A 20,946-nucleotide genomic window follows, 5' to 3' on the forward strand; every position below is an offset into this window, starting at 1 on the left:
TCAGAGCACCTTCGACGGGAACACGGCGTTGTAGAGCTGGGTGAGGATGATGTTGGCCGCGAACAGCACGATCGCGGAGTTGACGACCGCGGAGTTCACCGCGTCGGCCACACCCGCCGGTCCGCCCCGGGTGTGCAGTCCGGTGTCACAGGCGATGATCGCCGCCAGCGCGCCGAAGACCGTGGCCTTGACCATGGCGACGACCAGATCGGCGGCCACCGCGAACGAGGCGAAGGTGCCGATGTAGGAGCCCGGCGTGCCGTCCTGGATGTAGACGTTGAACACGTAGCCGGTCGCGAAGCCGACGAACACGACCAGCCCGCACAGCAGGGTGCTGACCACGACCGCCGCGGCCAGGCGCGGCGCGACCAGGCGCCGGACCGGATCGACCCCCATCACGGTCATGGCGTCGATCTCCTCCCGGATGGTGCGCGAACCCAGATCCGCGCAGATCGCCGACCCCACCGCGCCGGCGATCATCAGCGAGGTCACCAGCGGTGCGCCCTGGCGGATGATCCCCAGCCCGTTGACCGCGCCGATGAAGGTGGTCGCCCCGACCTGACTGACCAGCGAGCCCACCTGGATCGACACCACCACCGCGATGGGGATGGCGACCAGCAGGGTCGGTGACGCCGACACACTGGCCATGAACGCGCACTGCTTGACGAATTCCGTGGTCGGGAACCGCCGGGTGACCAGGGCGCGGACCAGTTCGGCGAGGGCCCGGCCGGTCATCAGGACCTGACGCCCGGCCGTCTCGACAGCTCGCTGCGGGTGTTCGCGCCAGTAGGTCAGCCCGAAGGCGATGACCTGATCGCGGGCATCACCGCCCCCGGGTGGAGCTGTTGCCCCGGCATGGAATTCACCAGAAATCCTGGTCGACGACTGCTGCACGATGGGTTCACTCTTTTCTACGTATCCGTAGATATTAATTACTACGCTAGAGTAGATATGTGGACACTAACAGCGCCGATGACGCGGCACCAGAGCTTTGGGGGATCATTTCTTGATGAGCATCGAAGAGGACACCGACGGCGTCTGGCGGATCGCCCCACCGCGACCGGCCCGGCCGCGGCGCCGCAACGGCCCCCGACTACCGCCGGAGCAACGCCGTGAGCAACTGCTCGACGCGGCCCTCGCGGTCGCGGGCCGGGACGGGTTGTCCGAGCTCACGATGCAATCGGTGGCCAAGCAAGCCGGTGTCGCCAAACCCGTGCTGTACGCGATCTATCCCACCGCGCCCCAACTGCTCGACGCGCTGCTTCGACGCGAACACACCCGGGGCATCGCGCAGGTCCTCGAGGCACTGCCCGCCGATTTCGACGATTCCGACCCGGACGTGGAGTACGAGCAGGCCGTCATCGCCTTCCTCACCGCGGTCCAGGACGATCCGGTGCGCTGGCGGTTGATCCTCATGCCCGCCGACGGCGCCCCCGCCTCCTATCGCGGCCTGCTCGCCGGCGCCAGGGAGAAGGTCGTCGCGCGCTGCGCCCAACTGCTCGAGACGGGGATCGCGCGGCGAGGTGGCCCCAGGGACGTCGACGTCGAACTGGCCGGCCGAATCATGCTCGGATTCATCGAATCCCTGGGCCGACTGGTGTTGTCGAATCCGGATCTCGCTACGCCCGAAACACTTCGGCCCACGGTGCGGGCGCTGACCCGGACCTTGCCCAAGGACGACAAGGGAACCCGGATCATCCCGGCCGGCGGATCGGTGGTCTCCGCGTGGCAGGCCGGGAACGCGCCGACCCCGCCCGACCAGGCCGCGTCACCGTAGCTCGATATCGGAGATCAGCAGCGGCGGCCAGGCGATGATCTCGCCGATCGCCGAGAACAGCTTGTCGACGCCGTGCAGATCGTCGAGGTGCTCGTGGTGGGCGCCCAGCCAGAACAGCCCGATCAGCAAGTACGGCACACCGAAGGCGATGCCGAGGAAGATGAGCTGGCGCAGGCTGATTCGATAGCCCAGCAGTTCTTTGATCATCACCCCACCTCTCAGGAAATCTCGCCGAGCACGGCCTGGGACTCGATCAGCCCCTGATCGTCCGGGGCTTCCCCGCGACCGAAGACCCGGGCGCGCTGCTTGTCCCGCAGCGCCTGATGGGCGTGGGCGGGAATGTCGTAGCCGTAGCGCTGCTGCGCTTGCCGCGGCGTCATCGTGGTCGCGCTCACGGGCGGAATCTTCAGCAGCACCGGACCGGCCACCGGGACCGACATCGGCGAGATCAGGCGCAGCAGCTGAATCTGCAAGCGCGCGTTGAGACTCACCAGCGTGAAGGCGACGCTCATCGGCGTCGTGACGAGCGCGTCGAGCAGCCTGCCCTTCGGCAATCCGGCCATCTCGCGCATCCATCGCGGCATGGTGGCCAGGGTGCCCCGGCGCAGGAACGCGTACACGATCTTGAACATCGGCCGGAGCAGCAGCGGGATCTCCGGCATCATCACCTCCGCCTGTAGCAGGTGCCGCATCGCCTTGCGAGCGATGTCGGACCCGATCAGCTGTGGACGCATCTGCTCGAAGTACTCGCTGATCCCGGCCCTGGTACGGGGCACGTCCGCCGGGTCGCAGGTCTGGAGTTCGGCCGCCCGCGCGCATTCCGCCCAGTACTGCAGCTCGTCGGCCTCGCTGAGCCGGCCGGGACCGTACTTCTCGTACGCGACGAGGATGGAATGCCAGGCAGTCAGGTGAATCCACAGCTGCGACTGCGGGTCGTTCGCGTCGTAGGACCGCTTGGTGACGGGGTCGACGCCGATCCCCTTGGAGTGGATCTTCACCAGGATGTCGGCCGCGTGCGCGGTCGAGCGGCTGTCGGCGAACATCACCATGGCGAAGTACCGCAGCGTGCGGTCGTAGCGGGTCCGCGGCCGGTCGTAGATCGCGTGGGTGGCGTCGACCGAGGCCACCAGCGCCGGGTCCAGCTCCTCGATCACCACCGCCCGCTGGAAGCCGACCGTCAGGCTGGTCGGGTAACTCCAGACGCGCCACGCGACCGAGTCCGGACCGAAGAAGCCGTAGTCCTCCGCGGGCGTGAGTGGGGGTATCGCCAGCCACTCACGCAAGGAAGCAATTGTTGCCATCGCGGGTTCCAATCCATTTCCTACTCGAGCGTAGAAGTATTACTACGCATGAGTAGGAACGATAGACCCGTGATCGACCCCGAGTCAACGGTTCGAGCCCGACTTGTCGACAATTGACTCAGACAGTCGGTGGCCGGGATGGTGCCGCCCGAATAGCCTGATAAGAGCCAGCATACTTCCGCCTATGTGAGCGCCCCCTCGGAGTCCTCTCCGGCCATCGAGTATTTGGACCCCATTTTCGACTGATTATCTCAGACAGTCGCCAGGTGTGGTCCGATCGGATCGCGCCTCCCCCTGGAGAACCCCATTGCGTTCGGGCTGAGTGGAATCCTGTCGATCGGACGACGCGTCGGATTCCATCGATGACATGGCTACGCAGGCAGCGCCGGAGACCGAGACGCCGGAGCGGTTCGATGACGCGCCCGGCAGTTGGTCGACCGGGGACGACGGGGTGGTGGTCGTGCTCGACGAGGGCGAAGAGCTGAGCGTCGACGGCGAGGTGGTGCGTGGCCGGTCCGCGTTCGCCCCGGACCGCGAGTGGGTGGTGACCGGGAAGTACGTGCGCTTCGACGAACCGCGCCCGACGACGGTCGGCGCGTCGGTGGAGGGGCTCGAGCACGTCTACGACGCACCGGGACAGGTCGAGTTCGAGATCGTCGGTCCGGCGTTGCGGCTGACCGCGTTTCCCGGCAAGAACCCCGAGGATCTGTCGGTGCTGTCCACCGACGCGACCTCCGGGGTGACCACCTACGCGGCGAATCCGGTGGTGCAGGTGCCGATGCCGGCGGCCGACGGGACCGTGGTGCTCGACTTCAACCGCGCGGTGAATCTGCCGTGCGCCTACACCGATCTGGCGACCTGCCCGCTGCCGCCGGCGGCGAACCGGCTGCCGATCGCCGTCGAGGCGGGCGAGCAGATCCCCTTCGAGCGCCGGGGATGAGCTCGCCGCGGATCAGCTCGCTGGCCTTCCTGTCCCCGGGCAACTACCTCGACGACGATCCGTACACCGGTCTCGAGGACACGCTGCGACTGTTCGAGTACGGCGAGCGCCTCGGGTTCGACGGCGCGTGGGTCCGGCAGCGGCATCTCGAGCACGGAGTGGGATCGGCGGCGGTCTTCCTGGCCGCCGCCGCGCAGCGCACCAGCCGGGTGGAGCTGGGCACCGCGGTCATCCCGATCGGGTACGAGAGCCCGTTCCGGCTGGCCGAGGATCTGTCGCTGGCCGATGTGCTGTCCAAGGGCCGCCTACAGCCGGGGTTCAGCGCGGGGACCCCACCGCACGCCGAGCTGATCGGCGATCTGGTCTTCGACGGCGACTGGCGCACCTTCGACCTGTCCTACGGCCGGGTGGCCCGGCTGGTCGAGAACCTGCGCGGCCACTACCTCGGCGACGCCGACACCGTCATCCACTCGCCGGGCACCACCCAGCGGCCCCGGCTCCAGCCGCACAGTCCCGGCCTCGCCGACCGCGTCTGGTACGGCGGTGGCAGCACCCGGTCGGTGCGCTGGGCGGCGCAGAGCGGGCTGAATCTGCTCAGCGGCAATATCGTCTTCGGTGACCGCAGCGACGACTTCGCGACCGCCCAGCTGGGCCTGATCAGCGATTACCGCGAGCGGATCGATCCGGCGCGACCGGCGCGAGTCGCCGTGGGGCGGGTGCTCGTCCCGTTCGACAGCGCCGATCGCGCGACCCGCGAGCGCTACCGGACCTATGCCGCGAGCCGCCACGAACGCACCCTCGGACCGCAGGGTGAGCGGCGGGTGCTCTATGCCCCCGATGTCGTCGGGACCGCCGAGCAGATCCTCGAGCGGTTGCGGGCCGATCCGGTCCTCGCGCGGACCAGCGAGCTGCGGCTGGAGCTGCCGTACGAGTTCCACCGCGCGGACTACGAGCAGATCCTGCACGACACGGTGACGCTGATCGCGCCCGAACTGGGCTGGAAACCCGCGCTCGGCTGATTACTCCGGCGGCCGGTAGGTGACATCCAGCGCCGCGGCGGCGTCGATCTGCTCGGGAGTGAGCAGGCCGACGGTGTGCGACACGGCCGCGCCCGCGGCCGCCGTGCGCATCGCGAGCGCCGCGGCGGCGACCTCGTCCGGGACGTCACCGATCACGAACAGATCGTCGTCGCCGAACGCGAAATAGCAGGCCTCCACGTGCCCGCCCACGCTCTGGACCATCTCGGTGATGGCCGCCCGGCGAGCGCTACCACCCTGTGCGAGTAGGCCATTGGCCCCGTCTTGCAGATAGCTGACCCGCCACATGTACTTGGGCATAGCTTCGAGCCTCCTCTGACTGGGACGCGATCTCGGCGTCCACAGCCTAGGGCACTCCCCCGGCGGCGGCGGATGACGCGAAAAGCCGCCGCCGCAATGATGCGTCACCGTGACGACGGCGATACCCCTCTTGCCTCCCGACAGGAAACTCACCGCACAGCGCGCCGGACTGCTGGCCGTCGCCGCAGGCATCGCGCATCTCGTACCGGCCGCGCCGCACGCGGCGCGGCCGACCTCGCGCCCGGGGTCGCCTGCGACGGGTTCACCTGCCGCAACGACACCGACGACACCTACCGGGTGCGGTCGAAACGTGGTGTGCGACGCGGCGGTGCCCCGGCAAACGGTCATAGTCACCACCTACGTCGCGCCGCGGGACACCGCGCGGATCAGCGTGGCGTGCCCCGTGGTGTCCCGCCGCCCACCGTGGAGCAGCAGCCCGAGCAGTGCCGATCCGACGGGACCTGGGAACACCGACCGCCGGTGGTCCGCCCCGGCCCGATGGTCGGCACCATCGCGACGGGGGTGATCCATCTGTCGGCCGAAGTCGACAACGGTCCGCGACCGGACAGCGGTTCCAGCGGGGATCAGCCGACCCCGCTCAGGAATCGGCGGGTCCGGGGGACACTGCCGACGGCGATCAGCGCGGCGAGTGCCGCGATCGCGGCGAGGACGAGGTAGGTGCCCGACCAGGTGCCGGTCCAGCTCATCAGGGCGGTTCCGGCGAACGGCGCGGTGGCCATCACGATCACCACGGGAGCCGACAGCAGGCCGTTGAGGCGGCCGTAGTGGGTGGCGCCCCAGCGGTCGGTGATCGCGGTGGCCTGCACCAGGGTCATGATCCCGCGGATCAGGCCCGCGCCGACCGAGACCGCGACCAGCGCGAAGACCGTTGTCACCCAACCCAACAGCGCGGTGGCGAGCGCGGTGACGGCGAACGCGCCGACGATCCGGACGGCCGGGGTGGTGCGGGTCATCAGCGGGAGGTAGCCGAGCCGGCCCAGGACCTGTCCGATACCGCCGAGGCCGAGCGTCAGCGCGGCCGCCGCCGGGGAGAATCCGCGCTCGATGAGCAGCGGGACCAGGTTGAACACGGCGGCGAACGCCGCGAACGCGCCCAGGCTCAGGGCGGTGACCAAGGCCAGGAACGCGGGGCTGCGGGCGATCGCGCGGTGGTCGTCGTCGTGCCGGGTCGCTGGTGCGGGCGCCGGTGGCCAGGCGCCGGTGAGCCCGAACAGATGACCGGGCACGGTGGCGACCGTCAGCACCACCGCGAGGACGAGATAGGTGGCACGCCAGTCGGTGCGTTCGACCAGGACGGCGGTCAGTGGCGCGAACACCGTGCTGGCCAGACCGCCCGCCAGCGTCAGGATCATCAGGGCCTTGACGTGCTCGGTCCCGAACCAGCGGGTCAGCGCCGCGAACGCGGGCGGGTACAGCACCGCGCCCATCGCGACCCCGGCCGCGAGCCAGCCGAGGAAGAACACCGGCGGATTCGGGGCCAGGGCCACCACGACCAGCGCGGGCACGGCCAGGACCGATCCCGCGGTCATGACCGACCGTGGCCCGACGCGGTCCAGGACGCGCCCGACCGGGATGCCGGTCAGGGCCGCGGCGAGCTGGCTCAGCGAGAACGCCGCGGTGAGCATCGGCAGCGACCATCCGGTGTCGGCCGAGATCGACACCGACAGCACCGGGAACGCGTAGTAGAGGATGCCCCAGCTGGTGATCTCGGTGAGGCACAACGTGATCAGCACGCGCCGCCGCAGACCGGCACCGGCCGCAGCCGGTCCGGTCCGCGTGGCCGTCACAGTGGACGACACGGGCGGTCAGCGCGAGAGCGACCCGACCGTGAGCGTGAACACTTCGGGCGCGGGCGCGCAGCAACCGCCGGAACTCGCGCCGTCGGGGTCGTCGAAGACACCGGCCCCGCCGCACACACCGGTGTCGGGCAGGGTCAGCTCGACACGGGCGGCGGATTCGTGGTCACCGGCGAGTTCGGCGGCGATGGACCGGACCTGCTCGTAGCCGGTCATCGCCAGGAACGTCGGCGCGCGGCCGTAGCTCTTCATGCCCACCAGGTACACCCCGGATTCGGGATGGGTCAGCTCGGCGACGCCGTGCGGGTAGACGGTGCCGCAGGAGTGCACGTTCGGGTCGATCAGCGGCGCCAGCCGGACCGGGGCCTGCAGCACGGGGTCCAGGTCGAGGCGGACCTCCGAGAGCCAGGACAGGTCGGGACGGAAGCCGGTCAGCGCGATCACGGTGTCGACGCCGTCGATCCGGCGGCCGTCGTCGGCGACGAGCGCGGTGCGCCCGTCGGGCCCCGTTTCCACCGCGGCGGTGCGGAATCCGGTCACCACGGTGAGCAGTCCGTCCTCGACGGCCCGCTTGGCGCGCAGGCCGAGCGCGCCCCGGGCGGGCAGCTCGTCGGCCTCGCCGCCGCCGAAGGTGGCCTCGGTCCGACCCCGGCGCAGTACCCAGGTCAGCCGGGTGCCGGGCTCGTTCGCCAGTGGCGCCAAGGCCACGATCGCGGTCAGGGCGGAGTGCCCGCTTCCGGCGATCACGGTGTGCTTGCCGCGATAGCGCGCCCGCTCGGCCTCCACGTCGGGCACCCGGTAGGTGAGGGCGTCGCTGTCGCGCTCGCCCAGGGCGGGAAGTCCTTCTCCGCCGAGCGGATTCGGCGCGGTCCAGGTGCCGGAGGCGTCGATGACCGCGCGGGCGAGGATCCGGTCCTCGGTGCCGTCGGCGCGGCGCAGGTGCACCGACAGCGGTTCGGTGTCGCGACCGGAGTCCACGACCCGGTCGCGGCCGCGGCGGGCGACGCCGACGACCTCGGTGTCGTAGCGCACCGCCTCGCCCAGGGCCTCGGCCAGCGGCTCGAGGTAGGCGTGCGCCCAGTCCTGGCCGGTCGGGTAGTCCGCGTCGGCCGGAGCCACCCAGCCGGTGCCATCGAGGAGACGGCCACCCGCGGGGGCGATCAGCTCTGCCCAGCGGGAGAACAAGCGCACGTGATTCCACTGCGCGACCGCGGCACCGGCGCGGGGACCACGTTCGAACACGATCGGTTCGAGGCCGCGTTCGCGCAGTTCCGCGGCTGCCGCTAGCCCCACCGGGCCGGCTCCGACGACGACAACAGGCAGTTCGGTCATCACAGACTCCATTCATCGACACCCATCGATCTAATGACCAAACTGTATCGACGAATGTCGATGGATGCAACCATCGATCTACGTCGATATAATCGGAGGCATGACGTCCCTGGACATGCCCTCCGTCCGCGACTCCGCCGCGCCGCGCGTCGACGCCCTGTCGATCGACGACGCGACCACCTACGCCGCCTGGTTCTCCTGCCTGGCCGAACCCACCCGCGTCCGGCTGCTGCACCTGGTCGCCACCCGGCCCGAGGGGATCACCGTCGGCGAGCTGACCGAAGCGCTCGGGATCTCCCAGCCGACCGTCTCCCACCACGTCCGCAAGCTGGCCGACGTCGGGTTCGTCCGGGTGCACAAGCACGGCACATCCACCGTCGTCACCGTCAATCCCGCCTGCTGCACCGGCCTCCCGCACGCCGCCGACGCCGTCATGGGCGTGCTCACCCCGCGTCCGTGCTGCCCGACCGATCTACCCACCGACGTCACCGTGCGCGCGATGACCGACGCCGACTGGGACGTCGTGCTCCGCATCTACGGCGAGGGCATCGCCACCCGCGACGCCACCTTCGCCACCGAGGTTCCGACTCGCGAATACCTCGACGCCACCTGGCTTCCCGCGCACCGCTGGGTCGCCGAGCTCGACGGCGAGGTGGTCGGCTGGGCCGCGCTCGCGCCGGTATCGAGCCACGGCGGCTTCGCCGGAGTCGCCGAGACCTCCGTCTACGTCGCCGTGGCCGCGCGCGGCCGTGGCGTCGGGAAATCACTGCTGCACCGGCAGGTGATCGCGGCCGACAACGAGGGCCTGTGGATGCTGCAGACGTCGGCCTTCCCGGAGAATCGGGCCGCGATCGCGCTGCATCATTCGGCCGGATTCCGCACGGTCGGGGTGCGCGAACGCATCGCGACCCTCGACGGGGTGTGGCGCGATACCGTCCTGCTCGAGCGCCGCGCCGCCGTGGACGCCGCCGACGCCTGCGAGCCCGCAGCCTGCCGATAGCCGACGCGAGCACCCGGTCGCGGCAGATCCCAGCCGCCACTGCCCTTCCGCGGCGTCGACTACCGCGCCTGGCAGCTCGACGATCCCGCGGGCAAGGGCGGTGAGGCGGTGTGCCCGATCCGCGACGCCGTCCGCGAGCGGATCGACGCGCTCATCGCGGAGCTGACCGCCGTGGCGTGACCTGCCACCGGCCGCACGGTAGCTCTCAGCCGGCCCGGACCACCCGGATCGTGCGCAGCCGCGGGTCGGCGGCATCGGGCAGGTTCAAGCCCGCCTCGATGCCGGTGCGCAAATAGTCGATGACGGCCTCGCCGAGTCGCTCCCCCGGGACGACGGCGGGAATGCCCGGCGGATACGGGGTGAGCTGCTCGGCCGCGATCCGGCCTACGGCCCGCTCGGCGGGCACGGATTCGGCCGGTGCGAAGAAGGCGTCGCGCGGCAGCATGACCGTCTCCAGCTGCAACTCCTCGGGTGAGGGCAGCCGGATCCGCGGCGGTTCGGGGTGGTTCAGCCCGGCCCGCCACAGGGCGAGCGCGTCGACGAGGGCGTCGACCGTCGCGGCGTCGTCCGCCGAGGACAGCGTCGCCAGGACCCGCCGGTGATCGCTGAGGCCGAGGTCGATCCGGCGATGCTCGCGCAACCAGTCCGCGGCCGCGTAGCCGCTCGCGCCGGTGCCCGCGACGTCGACGAGGACCTGCAACAGGTCCAGGTCGTGCGAGGCCTCGACGCCGAGCAGCTCGTCGTGCATGACGGTGAGCCCGCTGATCTCGGCGAGCTCGGCGCGCACCCGGCGGGCCGAGCTCAGGGCCCGGTCGAGCAGGTCGTGGCCGAATTCGACCATCTGCCTTCGCCATCCGTCCAGCGCGGCGTAGATCAGCACATTGGGGCTGGTGGTCATCAGCAGGTCGGCGCAGCCGCGCAGTCGCACCGGGTCGATCAGGTCGCCTTGCAGATGGAACACCGATCCCTGCTCGAATCCCATGCCCATCTTGTGCACACTCACCACGCACACATCGGCGCCGACGTCCATCGCCCACGTGGGGAGGTCCGGATGGAACGGCAGGTGCGCGCCCCAGGCCTCGTCGACGATCAGCGGCTTTCCGCGCGCGTGGCACACCCGGGCGATCCCCCGGATGTCGGCACAGGTGCCGTAGGGGCTGGGACTGACGATCACCGCGCCCGCCGCGTCCGGATGCGCCCGCCAGGCCTGCTCGACCTGCTCGGGCGAGGGCGGATGCGACAGGTGTCGCTCGGCATCCCAGCGCGGGGTGATCCAGTGCGGTTGCACCCCGGAGAAGATCAGCCCGGCGACCACGGATTTGTGGCTGTCTCTGGCCACCAGCAGGCCGCCGTCGTGGCCGCCCGCCACGGCCATCATGGCCGCCTTCACCGACAGCGAACTCCCACAGGTGGAGAAGAAGGCGGCGTCGGCGCCGACCGCGTCGGCCATGAGCTCCTCGGCCTCGGCCAGCACGTGGTGCCTGGCCAGCCGATCGTCGAGCCCCGGGGCGGCGAGGATGTCGCTGTGGAAGGCGTCGACGCCGAGCGCGGCCAGCACCCGGTCGTCCACTCCGCGTCCTTGCCGATGCCCCGGCGGGGTGAATCCGTAGCGGCCCAGCCCGTGGTACTCGGCGACGGCGGCCAGCAGCGGGGCGGTGGTGTGGTCCATCGTGCGCACCTCCTGCGCGGTGGTCAGCGTGGGAATGCCGGCGGATCGATCCGCGTCCACGCTCGGTGTTCGCCCAGGTCGGTCAGCAGTGCCTCGATGGCCGGGACCGCCTCGGCCACGGTCACACCAGGGGCGTCGGGGTCGACGCCGGTGCGCTCCAGGATCGATGCGGCGGTCCCGACGGCGGCGATCGCCTTGCCGTGCCGCCACATCTCCTCGATGAGCAGGTCGACCCGGTCGTCGTCGGGACCCGCCAGCGCGACGACACCGTCGAACTCCACCGATCGCATCGTCGCGAACGTGCGCGCCACCGGCACACCGTCGATCTCGCCGCCGTGCGCGGCGACCACGAACGGCCGGATCCCGGCCTGGGTGAGCGTGGCGCGGACCTCTTCGAGCGCCGCCGCGGAAGCCGTGTCGTCCACCAGCACCGCGACGGTGCGGCCGTCGACCGGGAACGCGCCGCGTCGCTGCGACAGTGCCGGACTCGGGTCGAGCTCGACCCGGTCGTCGACATCCGGCGCCGGAGTGTCGAGCCCGAGCTGCGCAGCGACGTAGCCGCCCAGCTCGTCGTCGACGTCGACCAGCATCTGCAGGCCGCGCCGCTGGATGGCCGTCGACGTGCATTTTCCGAGCTCGAAGGCGAAGGCGTCGGCCAGGTGCTGTTGTTCGCCCGGGGTGAGACTGCGATAGAACATCCGCGGCTGCGAGTAGTGGTCGGCGAAGGAGACCGCCCCGGCGCTCGTCGCCGAGGTCCGCAGCTCGGCGGCCGGCGGCGGGATCGGCGTCGGCGTCTCGGTGTAGGCCTGGTCGGCGAGACTCGCCGCGTACGGACAGCCACCGCCGAGCGAATTCGGTTTGTACGGCGCGATGCCGGGGTGCACGGCGGTCTGGTGCATGCCGTCGCGGAACATGTCGTCGACCGCGGTATGCGGGGTGTTGATCGGCAGCTGGGCGAAATTCGGCCCGCCGAGCCTGCTGATCTGGGTGTCGAGGTAGGAGAACAACCGGCCTTGCAGCAGCGGGTCGTCGGTGACCTCGATGCCGGGCACCAGATGACTGGGGCAGAACGCGACCTGTTCGGTCTCGGCGAAGAAGTTCACCGGATTCGCGGTGAGCCGCAGCGTCCCGATCACCTGCACCGGCGCGAGCTCCTCCGGCACGATCTTGGTCGGGTCCAGCAGATCGATGCCGTCGAAGAGGTGATCGGGGGTGTCGGGGAAGACCTGCACCCCGAAATCCCATTCGGGGGCCGCTCCCGCCGCGATGGCGTCGGCCAGGTCCCGGCGATGGAAGTCGGGATCGAATCCGGCCGTCAGCTGGGTTTCCTCCCACAGCATGGAGTGCACGCCCAGGCGTGGCTTCCAGTGGAACTTCACCAGGCTGGTCGTGCCGTCGGCGGCGACCAGCCGGAAGGTGTGGATTCCGAAGCCCTCCATCATCCGCAGTGAGCGCGGCAGCGCCCGATCGGACATGTTCCAGAAGGTGTGCGCGGTCGCCTCGGTGTGCAGGGTGACGAAATCCCAGAAGGTGTCGTGCGCGGATTGCGCCTGCGGAATCTCCCGGTCCGGCTGGGGTTTTCCGGCGTGGATGACATCGGGAAACTTGATCGCCTCCTGGATGAAGAACACCGGAATGTTGTTGCCGACCAGGTCGTAGACCCCTTCGTCGGTGTAGAACTTCACCGCGAAACCGCGGGTGTCGCGCACGGTATCGGCCGACCCGCGCGAACCGAGCACCGTGGAGAACCGGACGAATACCGGGGTGCGCACGCCGGCGGCGAGGAACCGGGCGCGGGTGAGCGACGCGGCGGCGCCGTTGGCCACGAACACCCCGTGCGCACCGACACCACGGGCGTGCACGACCCGTTCGGGGATGCGTTCGTGATCGAAGTGGGTGATCTTCTCCCGCAGGTGGATGTCCTGCAGCAACACCGGTCCGCGCGGGCCCGCTTTGAGGGCGTGGTCGGTATCGGCGACGCGCAGGCCCTGAGCGGTGGTCAGGGCGCCGCCGTGCTGGGCGCGCAGGTCGGCGGGGCCGGGGATCGGCACGCCGGTCGGTCCGCGCAGCGCGGGCCCCTCCTGGTCGGCCGCCGGTCCCGGCTCGGTGCAGGGGTGGTCCGGGTCCTCGTCCGGAGGAGTCGCCGGCCGGGTGTACTCGGGAGGGATAGCGGGCCCGGAAGCCCCCTGCTGTGGTCCGGCGTTTCCCATCATCGAAGCCTTCCTGTTGACGAGGACCGTCTCCTGGCGAGCAGCGCGTCAGCGGCGCGGCATCCGCTCGCTCGGCGGCCCGCCGCTGCTTTCCGGTGGTTTCTGACCAGGCCATGCCCGGATCTCCGGCACCGAAACAGCCGCCCGTCGCCGCAGCCCGGTCGGGCCATAGCCGCCGCCCGGGGTGAGAGAAGCGACTCACATCCCGGTAGCGCGCGCTCCGCCGACCGCGATCTGCCCTGTGACGACTGTGGACTCGGGAAGGACATCGAGGTGGCTGGACGGCATCGAGCAGTGAGCAAGCGGGGCACGGCCCTGCGCGGACTTCCCGTGGCGGTGGCGCTGCCCGCGGCGATCGCCTTCGGCATCGGGCCCGGCGCGGCGCAGGCCGCGCACGTGCAGGCTGTCTCGCAGACCCCTGATCTGCCGGAATACGCGGCACCGCGGCCCGAGCCGGTCCAAGCCGTGGCCGCCGTCGCACCCCTCGAAGAACACGCTGTCGCGCAGTCGGTTTCCCCAGTCGGCGACGAACTCGCGCTCGGCGCGAACCAGCGCGACACCGCCGAGTTCGCCACCGCGCACCCGGTCGCCGATACCCGGCCGATCGCCACGGCGGCGCCGATCGCCAGCCCGATCGAGAACGCCACCTTCCTCGGCTCGACGGCCGGTCAGGTGATCGGCGGCATCGCCGGCGCCGGCCTCGGCGCGGCGGGCGGAGCGGCGCTGGCCACCCCGCTGGCGGTCCCCACCGCGGGACTCGGCGTCCCGGTCGGCGCGGTCGCAGGCGGCATCGTCGGTGGGGTGGTCGGCACCTACGCCGGCTATTACGCCGGCGCCTACCTGGGCACGTTGGTCGCCCAGCAGGCTCCCCAGATCATCCCCAACGTGCTGCCCTGACCGTGCGGCGGGCCCGATGCGGGCCCGCCGACGACAGGTCAGGCCGGTTCCAGCACCTCGACGGGCGGGTTGTCGGCGTAGAGCTCGGCGATCTCGGCCGTGTATTTCTCGGCGATCACCTTCCGCTTGAGCTTCATGGTGAGTGTCACCTCGTCGCCACCGGCTTCCCAGAACACCGGCAGGATCCGGAAGCGCTTGACCTGTTCGACCCGCGACAGCGCGGCGTTGCCCGCCGCCACACCCGCGGCGATCTGCGCGCGCACGGCGGGATTCGCGGCCAGTGCCGCGGCCGACGCGTCGGGCAGACCGTGCTGTGCCGCATAGGGTTCGGCGCTCTCGGCGTCGAGGACGATCAGCGCGGTGTTGTAGGGCCTGGCGTCGCCGATCGTGGCCATGGCACCGATCAACGGCGTCGCGGCCTTGATGGCGTGCTCGATCGTCGTCGGCGACATGTTCTTGCCGGAGGCGTTGATGATCAGTTCTTTCTTGCGGTCGACCACCCGCAGGTAGCCGTCGTCGTCGACGGTCACCACGTCACCGGTGCTCAGCCAGCCGTCGGCGTCGACGGCTTCGGCCGTCTTCTCCGGTTCGCCGCGGTAGCCCTTCATCACCAACGGCCCCTTGACGAGCAGTTCCCCGTCCTCGGCGATGCGCGATTCCATGCCGGCCAGCAGTCGCCCGACCGTGCCCAGCCGGGTCTCGCTCGGCGGGCTGACGCTGCAGATGCACGACAGTTCCGACATGCCCCAGATCTCGGAGATCGGCACCCCGAGCCCGGCGAAGAAGCCGAGCGTGCGCGGCGGGATCGGGGCGGCGCCGGACAGCGCGAAGCGCAGGCGATCGAAACCCAGCTTCGCCCGCAGCTTCGAGAGCACCAGTGCGTCGGCCTTGGCCCATTCGGCGGCGACGTCGTCGGGAACCGGCTGCCCGGCCAGCTGGTATTCGCTGCGCTCGGCCCCCACCGCCAGCGCCCACCGCATACCCTGCCTGCGTGTCTCGTCCGGCTCGTTCGCGACGACGAATTCGATGGCGGCCGCCAGCTTTTCCCACACCCGGGGCACCGCACCCCAGATGGTCGGCCGCAGATCCGCCAGCGCGGCCGCGATCAGCTTCGGGTCCGACACCGTGGTGACCTGGGTGCCGAACACCTCCTGGAGGTAGAGCGCGGTGAGCCGGTCGGCGATGTGGGCGCTCGGCATGAACGAGGTGATCGAATCGCCGAACTCGAACCCGAGCACATCGCCGAGACCATAGGCCTGGAACATCAGGTTCGCGTGCGTCGTCTCGACGCCCTTCGGGTTGCCGGTGGTGCCGGAGGTGTAGATCAGCGTCGCCACATCGGCGGGCTCGACCGCCCGCCAGGACGCGTCGAAGTCGAAATCCACAGCGCCACCGGCGATCATCTCGGCCACCGGCACCGTGCCCTCGACCGGCTCGTCGAGACAGACGAGGTGATCGAGCGGCACGCCGCTCGCGCGCAGCCGCGAGACGTACTGCGGCTCGCAGATCACCACGCGCGCGCCCGCGTTGCCGAGGACGTGCGCGAGCTGCTCGGCGGAGAGGGTGTTGTAGACCGAGAACGAGGTCGCGCCCACGTGCTGGGCGCCGACTTCGAGCGGATAGAACTCGACGCGATTGCTCATCATCAGCGCGACGGTGTCGCCGCGGCCGACGCCGAGCGCCGCCAGGCCCGCCGCGGCCGCGCGCACGCCGTCGGCGTATTCGCGCCAGGTCAGCGTGTGGGCATTCCCCGGAGTGCGCAACGCGACGGCGTCGGGATCGATGGTGGCGTTGTATTGGAAGGCGGCACAGAGGGTTTCGAAACGTGGTGTCGACATGGAGGTCTTCCGTGGTTCAGACCGCGGTGGCGGTGTCGGGAGCGAGCAGGGAGGTGATGAAGCGGCCCGCGGCGCCGAAGGCGAAACGGGCCTCGGGCGCCAGTGCGGGCATGACCTGGAAGACGTGCATCTGATCGGGCCAGACCTGGAGTTCGCACACCCCGCCGACCTGCCGCAGGCGCTCGGCCAGTTCGATGGCGTCGGCGGCGAAGTACTCCGCCCCACCGGTCTGGATCAGGGTGGGCGGCAGCGTCATGCCCCGCTCCGGCCGCAGTTCGAGATGCTCGCTGGTGAAGTGGGCGAGCGCTTTCGCCGACAGCGTGTACGAGATCACCCCGTCCCGGCTGCGCACACCGGTGCGGGCGATCCGCAGGCCGAGGTCGGCCATCGGCGAGAACAGCACCAGCCCGGCCGGTCCGCGACGTCGCAGGCGGGCGTTGGCGAGGGCGAGATCGGCGGCCAGGAATCCCCCGGCCGAGTCGCCGGCGAGCACGATCCGGTCCGGGGCGAACCCGCGCCGCAGCAGCCACCGATACGCCCGCGCCACATCGAGCTGGGCGCACGGGCTCGGATGCTCCGGCGCCAGGCGATAGTCGACGACGAAGACCCGGGCGCGACTCGTGGTCGACAGGCGCGACGCCACACCGCGATACGCCGCCACCGAGCCCGCGACGAAACCGCCGCCGTGCACGTACAGGATCACCGCGTCGGTGCGGTCGGCCTTCGGCCCGGTGACCAGCTCCCCGCGGACCGGGCCGTCGTCGACGCGCTCCACCGAGGTGCCCGCCAGGCTCGGCCCGACCACCCGCATCGCGGCATCGATCGCCAGCCGGGCCACCGGCAGGGTGGCGGTGTTGACCGGCAGCGCGGCGGCCAACGGCTTGACCGTGCGTTCGGCCAGCAGCCGAGCGGCCCTGGTGCGCAACGATCCCCGCCCCGACGCGGTCACCGGCCGCTCCGCCGCTCGACCCGGTCGAGCAGGTCCTTGACCTTGCCGCTGCCCGCGAGCTGCGCGTCGAGCACCACATTGACCGCGCCGCGCAGCAGCGCGTACGGCTCCCACCCGCTGGGGGCGATGGTCCGGGCCGCGCGGCGGGCGATGCCGTCGGCGATCACGGTGGCCGCGTGTGTCGCGGTGATGCGGACGTTCAGCGGCCACGGCAGCATCTCGTCCAGTTCCCGGCCGAGGTCGTCGCGGTCGAGCATGGCGTGGGTCATCTCGGTCTCGACGACACCGAAGTAGGCGATGCCCGCGCTGGCGCCCGCCGCGGCGAGTTCCACCCGCAGCGCGCGCCCGAACTGCTCGACCGCGGCCTTGCTCATCATGTACGGCGACCCGGCCATGCCCGGCGCGAACGACGCGCACGACGAGACGACGACCACGTGCCCCCGCGCCGCGACGATGTGGTCGAGGGCGGGATGGACCGTGTTGAAACAGCCGTCGAGGTTGATCGCCATCACCCGGTCGAAATCGGCCGGGTCCATCGTGCGCACGGTGGCGGGCGCAGGCGTCACCCCGGCGTTGGCGACGACGACGTCGAGATGGCCGAAGGTGTCCACCGCGAGCCGGGTCGCGGCCACCATCGCCGCGCGGTCACTGACATCGGCCGTGATCGCCAGGGCCCGAGGCCCCAGCTCGCCCGCGGTCACCTCGGCGCCGATCTCATCGATGTCGACCACGACCACGAAGGCACCGCGGGCAGAGAGGATCCTGGCCAGTTCGAGGCCGATTCCCTGCCCGGCGCCCGTGATCAGCACCGTCTTGTCGCGCACGTCGTAGGACCGGCGCGTGAGCAGGCTCAGCGGATGGAGCGCGGTGATGTCCATCAGGCACTCACTTCGTAGGACTCGGCATCGAAAGCGCTGGTCCGCCTGCGGTATTCGAAGCTCCAGTTCGGATAGAGCCCGGCGTTCTGCCCGTCCGGGGTGGTGTAGTAGCTGTCGCAGCCGCCGGTGAGCCACACCGTATCGGCGCTGCGCCGATGCATCTCCTCGACGAACGCGTCCTGGACCTGCTGCCGGACCTCGACCCGGTGTGCTCCCTTGTCGCGCAGGGTCTTCACCGCGTCGACGATGTAGGCGATCTGGGACTCGATCATGAAGATCGCCGACTGGTTGCCCGCCGCGCCGAACGGACCCAGGGTGAGGAACAGGTTGGGGAACCCGGCGACGGCGGTGCCCAGATAGGTCCGCCGGTGCTTGCGCATGACCTCGCCCACGGATACGCCGTCGCCGCCGACGATCCGGTCGTAGGACGAAGGCGCGGGCTCGAATCCGGTGCCGTAGATGATCGTGTCGACCGGGATCTCGACTCCGGCGCGGGTGAGGATGGAGTGCGGGCGCACCTCGGCGATGCCGTCGGTCACCACCTCGACATTGTCCTTGTCGAGGGCGGGCAGGTAGGCGTCGGCGAAGATCGCGCGTTTGCAGCCGATCATGTAGTCCGGCGTCAGCTTCTCGCGCAGTTCCGGATCCCGCACCTGGCGACGCAGCTGCCAGCGGCCGAGCAGCTCATAGGGGTGCCGGAAGCGCTTGTCGACGAAGCCGACCAGCCCGAAGCCCTCGATCGCGGTGTACCAGGCGCCGCGAATAACCTTGCCCGCCAGTGGAATCCGGCGCAGGGCGAAGCGCTCCACCGCCAGCGTCGGCCGGTCCATCCGGGGCACGATCCAGGGCGCGGAACGCTGGAAGACGGTGAGCGCGGCCACCTTCGGCTGGATCTCGGGCACGAACTGCACCGCCGAGGCGCCGGTGCCGATCACCGCGACTCGCTCACCGGTGAGATCGTGGTCGTGATCCCAGTGCAGGGAATGGAACGTCGCGCCCGCGAAGGTTTCCACCCCCGGCAGCGTCGGGTACTTGGCTTCGGCGAAGACCCCGGTGGCCGAGATCAGGTAGTCGGTGGTCAGTGCGCCCTGCGAGGTCTCCAGACGCCACAGTGAGCGGGCCTCGTCCCAGCGGGCCTCGAGCAGCTCGGTGCTCAACCGGATATCCCGGACGACATCGAATCTCGTCGCCACCGACCGGATGTAGGCCAGGATCTCCGACTGTTTGCCGTAGGTCCGCGACCAATCGGGATTGGGCGCGAACGAATAGCTGTAGAGCTGCGAGGGCACATCACACGCGCACCCCGGATAGGTGTTGGCCTGCCAGGTTCCGCCCAGATCCGCGGCGCGTTCGAGGACGACGAGGTCGTCGAAGCCGGCCTCGCGCAGCTTGATCGCGAGGCCGATGCCGCCGAATCCGGCACCGATCACGACGATGTGACGGTGTTCGGTTGGTGCCATGGTTTACCGATTCCTTCCGTGCAGCGCAGTGACCAGGCGATCGACGATCGCGTCGGTGGTCTCGCCGCGGGTGAATGTGGTCAGGGCCAACGGCAGGGCGAAACGCTGCCGGGTGGTGGCCTTGGCGTAGGTGAACTCCTTGAGTCCGTCCTCGCCGTGCACGCGACCGAAGCCGGAGTCGCCGACGCCGCCCAGCGGCAGGCGCGCGATGGTGGCATGGGCGACATAGGCGTTGATGGAGGTGCCGCCCGCGCGGATCCGGTCGGCGATGCGCCTGCCGTTGCGGCGCGAGAAGACCGTGCTGCCGAGGCCGTAGGGGCCGGCGTTCACGCGCTCGATCGCCTCGTCCATATCCCGCACCCGCGCGACCGTCAGCGTCGGGCCGAAGGTCTCCTCGGTGACGGCGACCGCGTCCTCGGGGACATCGACCAGGATGGTGGGCTGCACGAACTGCCCGTCGATCGCGTCGGCACCACCCAGCAGGGCGCGTGCCCCGCGAGCCAGCGCGTCCTCGATGTGGTGACGGATGATCGCGATCTGCTTGCCCATCGTGATCGGCCCGATCTTCGCCGCACCGGTGCCCGCGCGCAGCTTCCGCGCGTGGGCGAGGAGCTTCGGGACGAACTCGTCGTAGACGTCGGTGTGGACGTACACGCGCTCCACGCCGAGGCAGGTCTGGCCCGCGTTGGACATGCCGCCCCACACCGCGGCGTCTGCGGCCGCGTCCAGGTCGGCGTCGGCATCGACGATCAGCGCGTCCTTGCCACCGAGTTCCATCAGCACCGGCGTCAGGGTCTCCGCGCAGGCGGCCATCACCCGCTTGCCGGTGGCGGTGGATCCGGTGAAGCCGATCTTGCCGACCCCGGACCGGCACAGGGCCGCACCGGTGTCCCCCAGGCCCGTGATCACCTGGAACACCGGCTGTTCCGGCACGACGGCCGCGAACCGGCCGGCGAGCCAGTGCCCGACGCCCGGGGTGTACTCACTGGGCTTGAACACCACCGCGTTGCCCGCCGCGAGCGCGAACGACACCGAACCCAGCGGGGTGAACACCGGGTAGTTCCACGGGCCGATCACCCCGACCACCCCGAACGGGCGGTACTCGAGCGTGCATTCCTGATTCACGGCGAGCAGGCCGGGCCGCACCGCGCGCGGGCCGAGCACCCGCCGCGCGTTGCCCGCCGCCCACGCCAGGTGCTCGAGCGCCATCGCGATCTCGAGCCGGGCGTCCGCGAGCGGTTTGCCCATCTCCTGGTGGATGAGCTGGGCGAGTTCGGCTCGCCCCCGGGTGATCTCGCCCCGCCAGGCATCCAGTCGGCGGGCTCGCTCGGCGAAGCCGATCCGCGACCACCAGTCCGCGGCCCGGCGGGCGTCGGCGACCGTGGCCGCGACCTCGGCCGGGGTGCGGATCGGATAGCTGCCGACGACGGCGCCGGTCGCGGGTGAGATGACGTCGAAGGTCGCATCATCGCGCGCGGGTTCGGCGGGCGTGGATGTTGCCGACGGGAGTGTTGTTCGCCCCATGGACGACCTTTCTCGTT

At 70.5% G+C, this 20,946-nt stretch carries 18 protein-coding genes; 5 read left to right on the forward strand and 13 right to left on the reverse strand.

Features of this window, described 5'->3' with window-relative positions; translation table 11 throughout:
• A complete protein-coding gene (locus ATM97_RS11280; RefSeq protein WP_308248448.1) occupies positions 1–807 on the reverse strand; it encodes an ABC transporter permease in 807 nt (268 codons plus the stop codon).
• 202 nt (positions 808–1,009) lie between these two features.
• On the opposite strand from ATM97_RS11280, the gene ATM97_RS11285 reads away from it, so the two are divergent.
• On the forward strand, positions 1,010–1,777 hold the full coding sequence (locus tag ATM97_RS11285) for a TetR/AcrR family transcriptional regulator (protein WP_218717932.1): 768 nt from the start codon (positions 1,010–1,012) through the stop codon (positions 1,775–1,777).
• Here ATM97_RS11285 and ATM97_RS11290 read toward each other — a convergent pair.
• Both ATM97_RS11290 and ATM97_RS11295 read right to left on the reverse strand, forming a co-directional pair.
• Positions 1,769–1,984, reverse strand: coding sequence for a hypothetical protein (locus ATM97_RS11290; protein ID WP_218717933.1), 216 nt, complete (start codon positions 1,982–1,984; stop codon positions 1,769–1,771). The genes ATM97_RS11285 and ATM97_RS11290 overlap by 9 nt on opposite strands.
• A gap of 11 nt (positions 1,985–1,995) precedes the next feature.
• Complete coding sequence (locus ATM97_RS11295; protein ID WP_218717934.1) at positions 1,996–3,078, reverse strand: oxygenase MpaB family protein; 1,083 nt, start codon at positions 3,076–3,078, stop codon at positions 1,996–1,998.
• A 367-nt stretch (positions 3,079–3,445) separates the two neighbouring features.
• Here ATM97_RS11295 and ATM97_RS11300 point away from each other — a divergent pair, with 367 nt between their 5' ends.
• Together ATM97_RS11300 and ATM97_RS11305 are read left to right on the forward strand one after the other, a co-directional pair.
• The gene (locus ATM97_RS11300) at positions 3,446–4,018 is read left to right on the forward strand and encodes a DUF1684 domain-containing protein (protein ID WP_218717935.1); all 573 of its coding nucleotides are present in this window, start codon (positions 3,446–3,448) and stop codon (positions 4,016–4,018) included.
• A complete protein-coding gene (locus tag ATM97_RS11305; protein WP_218717936.1) occupies positions 4,015–5,037 on the forward strand; it encodes an LLM class flavin-dependent oxidoreductase in 1,023 nt (340 codons plus the stop codon). The genes ATM97_RS11300 and ATM97_RS11305 overlap by 4 nt, the downstream gene beginning before the upstream one ends.
• Here ATM97_RS11305 and ATM97_RS11310 read toward each other — a convergent pair whose 3' ends face one another.
• From ATM97_RS11310 to ATM97_RS11320, 3 genes are all read right to left on the reverse strand, one after another.
• Complete coding sequence (locus ATM97_RS11310) at positions 5,038–5,355, reverse strand: GYD domain-containing protein (RefSeq protein ID WP_218717937.1); 318 nt, start codon at positions 5,353–5,355, stop codon at positions 5,038–5,040.
• 584 nt (positions 5,356–5,939) lie between these two features.
• The gene (locus tag ATM97_RS11315; RefSeq protein WP_218717938.1) at positions 5,940–7,163 is read right to left on the reverse strand and encodes an MFS transporter; all 1,224 of its coding nucleotides are present in this window, start codon (positions 7,161–7,163) and stop codon (positions 5,940–5,942) included.
• 18 nt (positions 7,164–7,181) lie between these two features.
• Positions 7,182–8,504, reverse strand: a complete 1,323-nt coding sequence (locus tag ATM97_RS11320) for an NAD(P)-binding domain-containing protein (protein ID WP_218717939.1) — start codon at positions 8,502–8,504, stop codon at positions 7,182–7,184.
• 100 nt (positions 8,505–8,604) lie between these two features.
• Between ATM97_RS11320 and ATM97_RS11325 the strand changes: the two genes are divergently transcribed.
• A complete protein-coding gene (locus ATM97_RS11325; protein ID WP_218717940.1) occupies positions 8,605–9,504 on the forward strand; it encodes a metalloregulator ArsR/SmtB family transcription factor in 900 nt (299 codons plus the stop codon).
• Between the two features lie 205 nt (positions 9,505–9,709).
• Here ATM97_RS11325 and ATM97_RS11330 read toward each other — a convergent pair whose 3' ends face one another.
• Both ATM97_RS11330 and ATM97_RS11335 read right to left on the reverse strand, forming a co-directional pair.
• On the reverse strand, positions 9,710–11,173 hold the full coding sequence (locus ATM97_RS11330; RefSeq protein ID WP_218717941.1) for an aminotransferase class I/II-fold pyridoxal phosphate-dependent enzyme: 1,464 nt from the start codon (positions 11,171–11,173) through the stop codon (positions 9,710–9,712).
• Between the two features lie 23 nt (positions 11,174–11,196).
• The gene (locus ATM97_RS11335) at positions 11,197–13,383 is read right to left on the reverse strand and encodes a catalase (protein ID WP_218717984.1); all 2,187 of its coding nucleotides are present in this window, start codon (positions 13,381–13,383) and stop codon (positions 11,197–11,199) included.
• Between the two features lie 273 nt (positions 13,384–13,656).
• Between ATM97_RS11335 and ATM97_RS11340 the strand changes: the two genes are divergently transcribed.
• Entirely contained in the window at positions 13,657–14,280 is a 624-nt protein-coding gene (locus tag ATM97_RS11340; protein ID WP_218717942.1) for a hypothetical protein, read from the forward strand.
• Between the two features lie 38 nt (positions 14,281–14,318).
• Here the strand turns inward: ATM97_RS11340 and fadD11 are convergent, their stop codons facing one another.
• The 5 genes from fadD11 to ATM97_RS11365 are packed head-to-tail and all read right to left on the reverse strand — an operon-like array spanning position 14,319 to position 20,929.
• A complete protein-coding gene (gene fadD11, locus ATM97_RS11345) occupies positions 14,319–16,118 on the reverse strand; it encodes a fatty acid--CoA ligase FadD11 (RefSeq protein ID WP_218717943.1) in 1,800 nt (599 codons plus the stop codon).
• Between the two features lie 16 nt (positions 16,119–16,134).
• Positions 16,135–17,067 (reverse strand): alpha/beta hydrolase, encoded by a 933-nt coding sequence (locus ATM97_RS11350; protein WP_218717944.1) that lies wholly within the window; start codon positions 17,065–17,067, stop codon positions 16,135–16,137.
• The gene (locus ATM97_RS11355) at positions 17,064–17,945 is read right to left on the reverse strand and encodes a short-chain dehydrogenase/reductase (protein ID WP_218717945.1); all 882 of its coding nucleotides are present in this window, start codon (positions 17,943–17,945) and stop codon (positions 17,064–17,066) included. Before ATM97_RS11355 ends, ATM97_RS11350 begins: the two co-directional genes overlap by 4 nt.
• Positions 17,945–19,405, reverse strand: a complete 1,461-nt coding sequence (locus ATM97_RS11360; protein WP_218717946.1) for an NAD(P)/FAD-dependent oxidoreductase — start codon at positions 19,403–19,405, stop codon at positions 17,945–17,947. Before ATM97_RS11360 ends, ATM97_RS11355 begins: the two co-directional genes overlap by 1 nt.
• Before the next feature lie 3 nt (positions 19,406–19,408).
• On the reverse strand, positions 19,409–20,929 hold the full coding sequence (locus tag ATM97_RS11365) for an aldehyde dehydrogenase family protein (protein ID WP_218717947.1): 1,521 nt from the start codon (positions 20,927–20,929) through the stop codon (positions 19,409–19,411).
• Between the last annotated feature and the right edge of the window lie 17 nt (positions 20,930–20,946).

The sequence above is a fragment of the Nocardia sp. MH4 genome, assembly GCF_019266065.1.
In the GTDB taxonomy this organism is placed as follows: domain Bacteria; phylum Actinomycetota; class Actinomycetes; order Mycobacteriales; family Mycobacteriaceae; genus Nocardia; species Nocardia canadensis.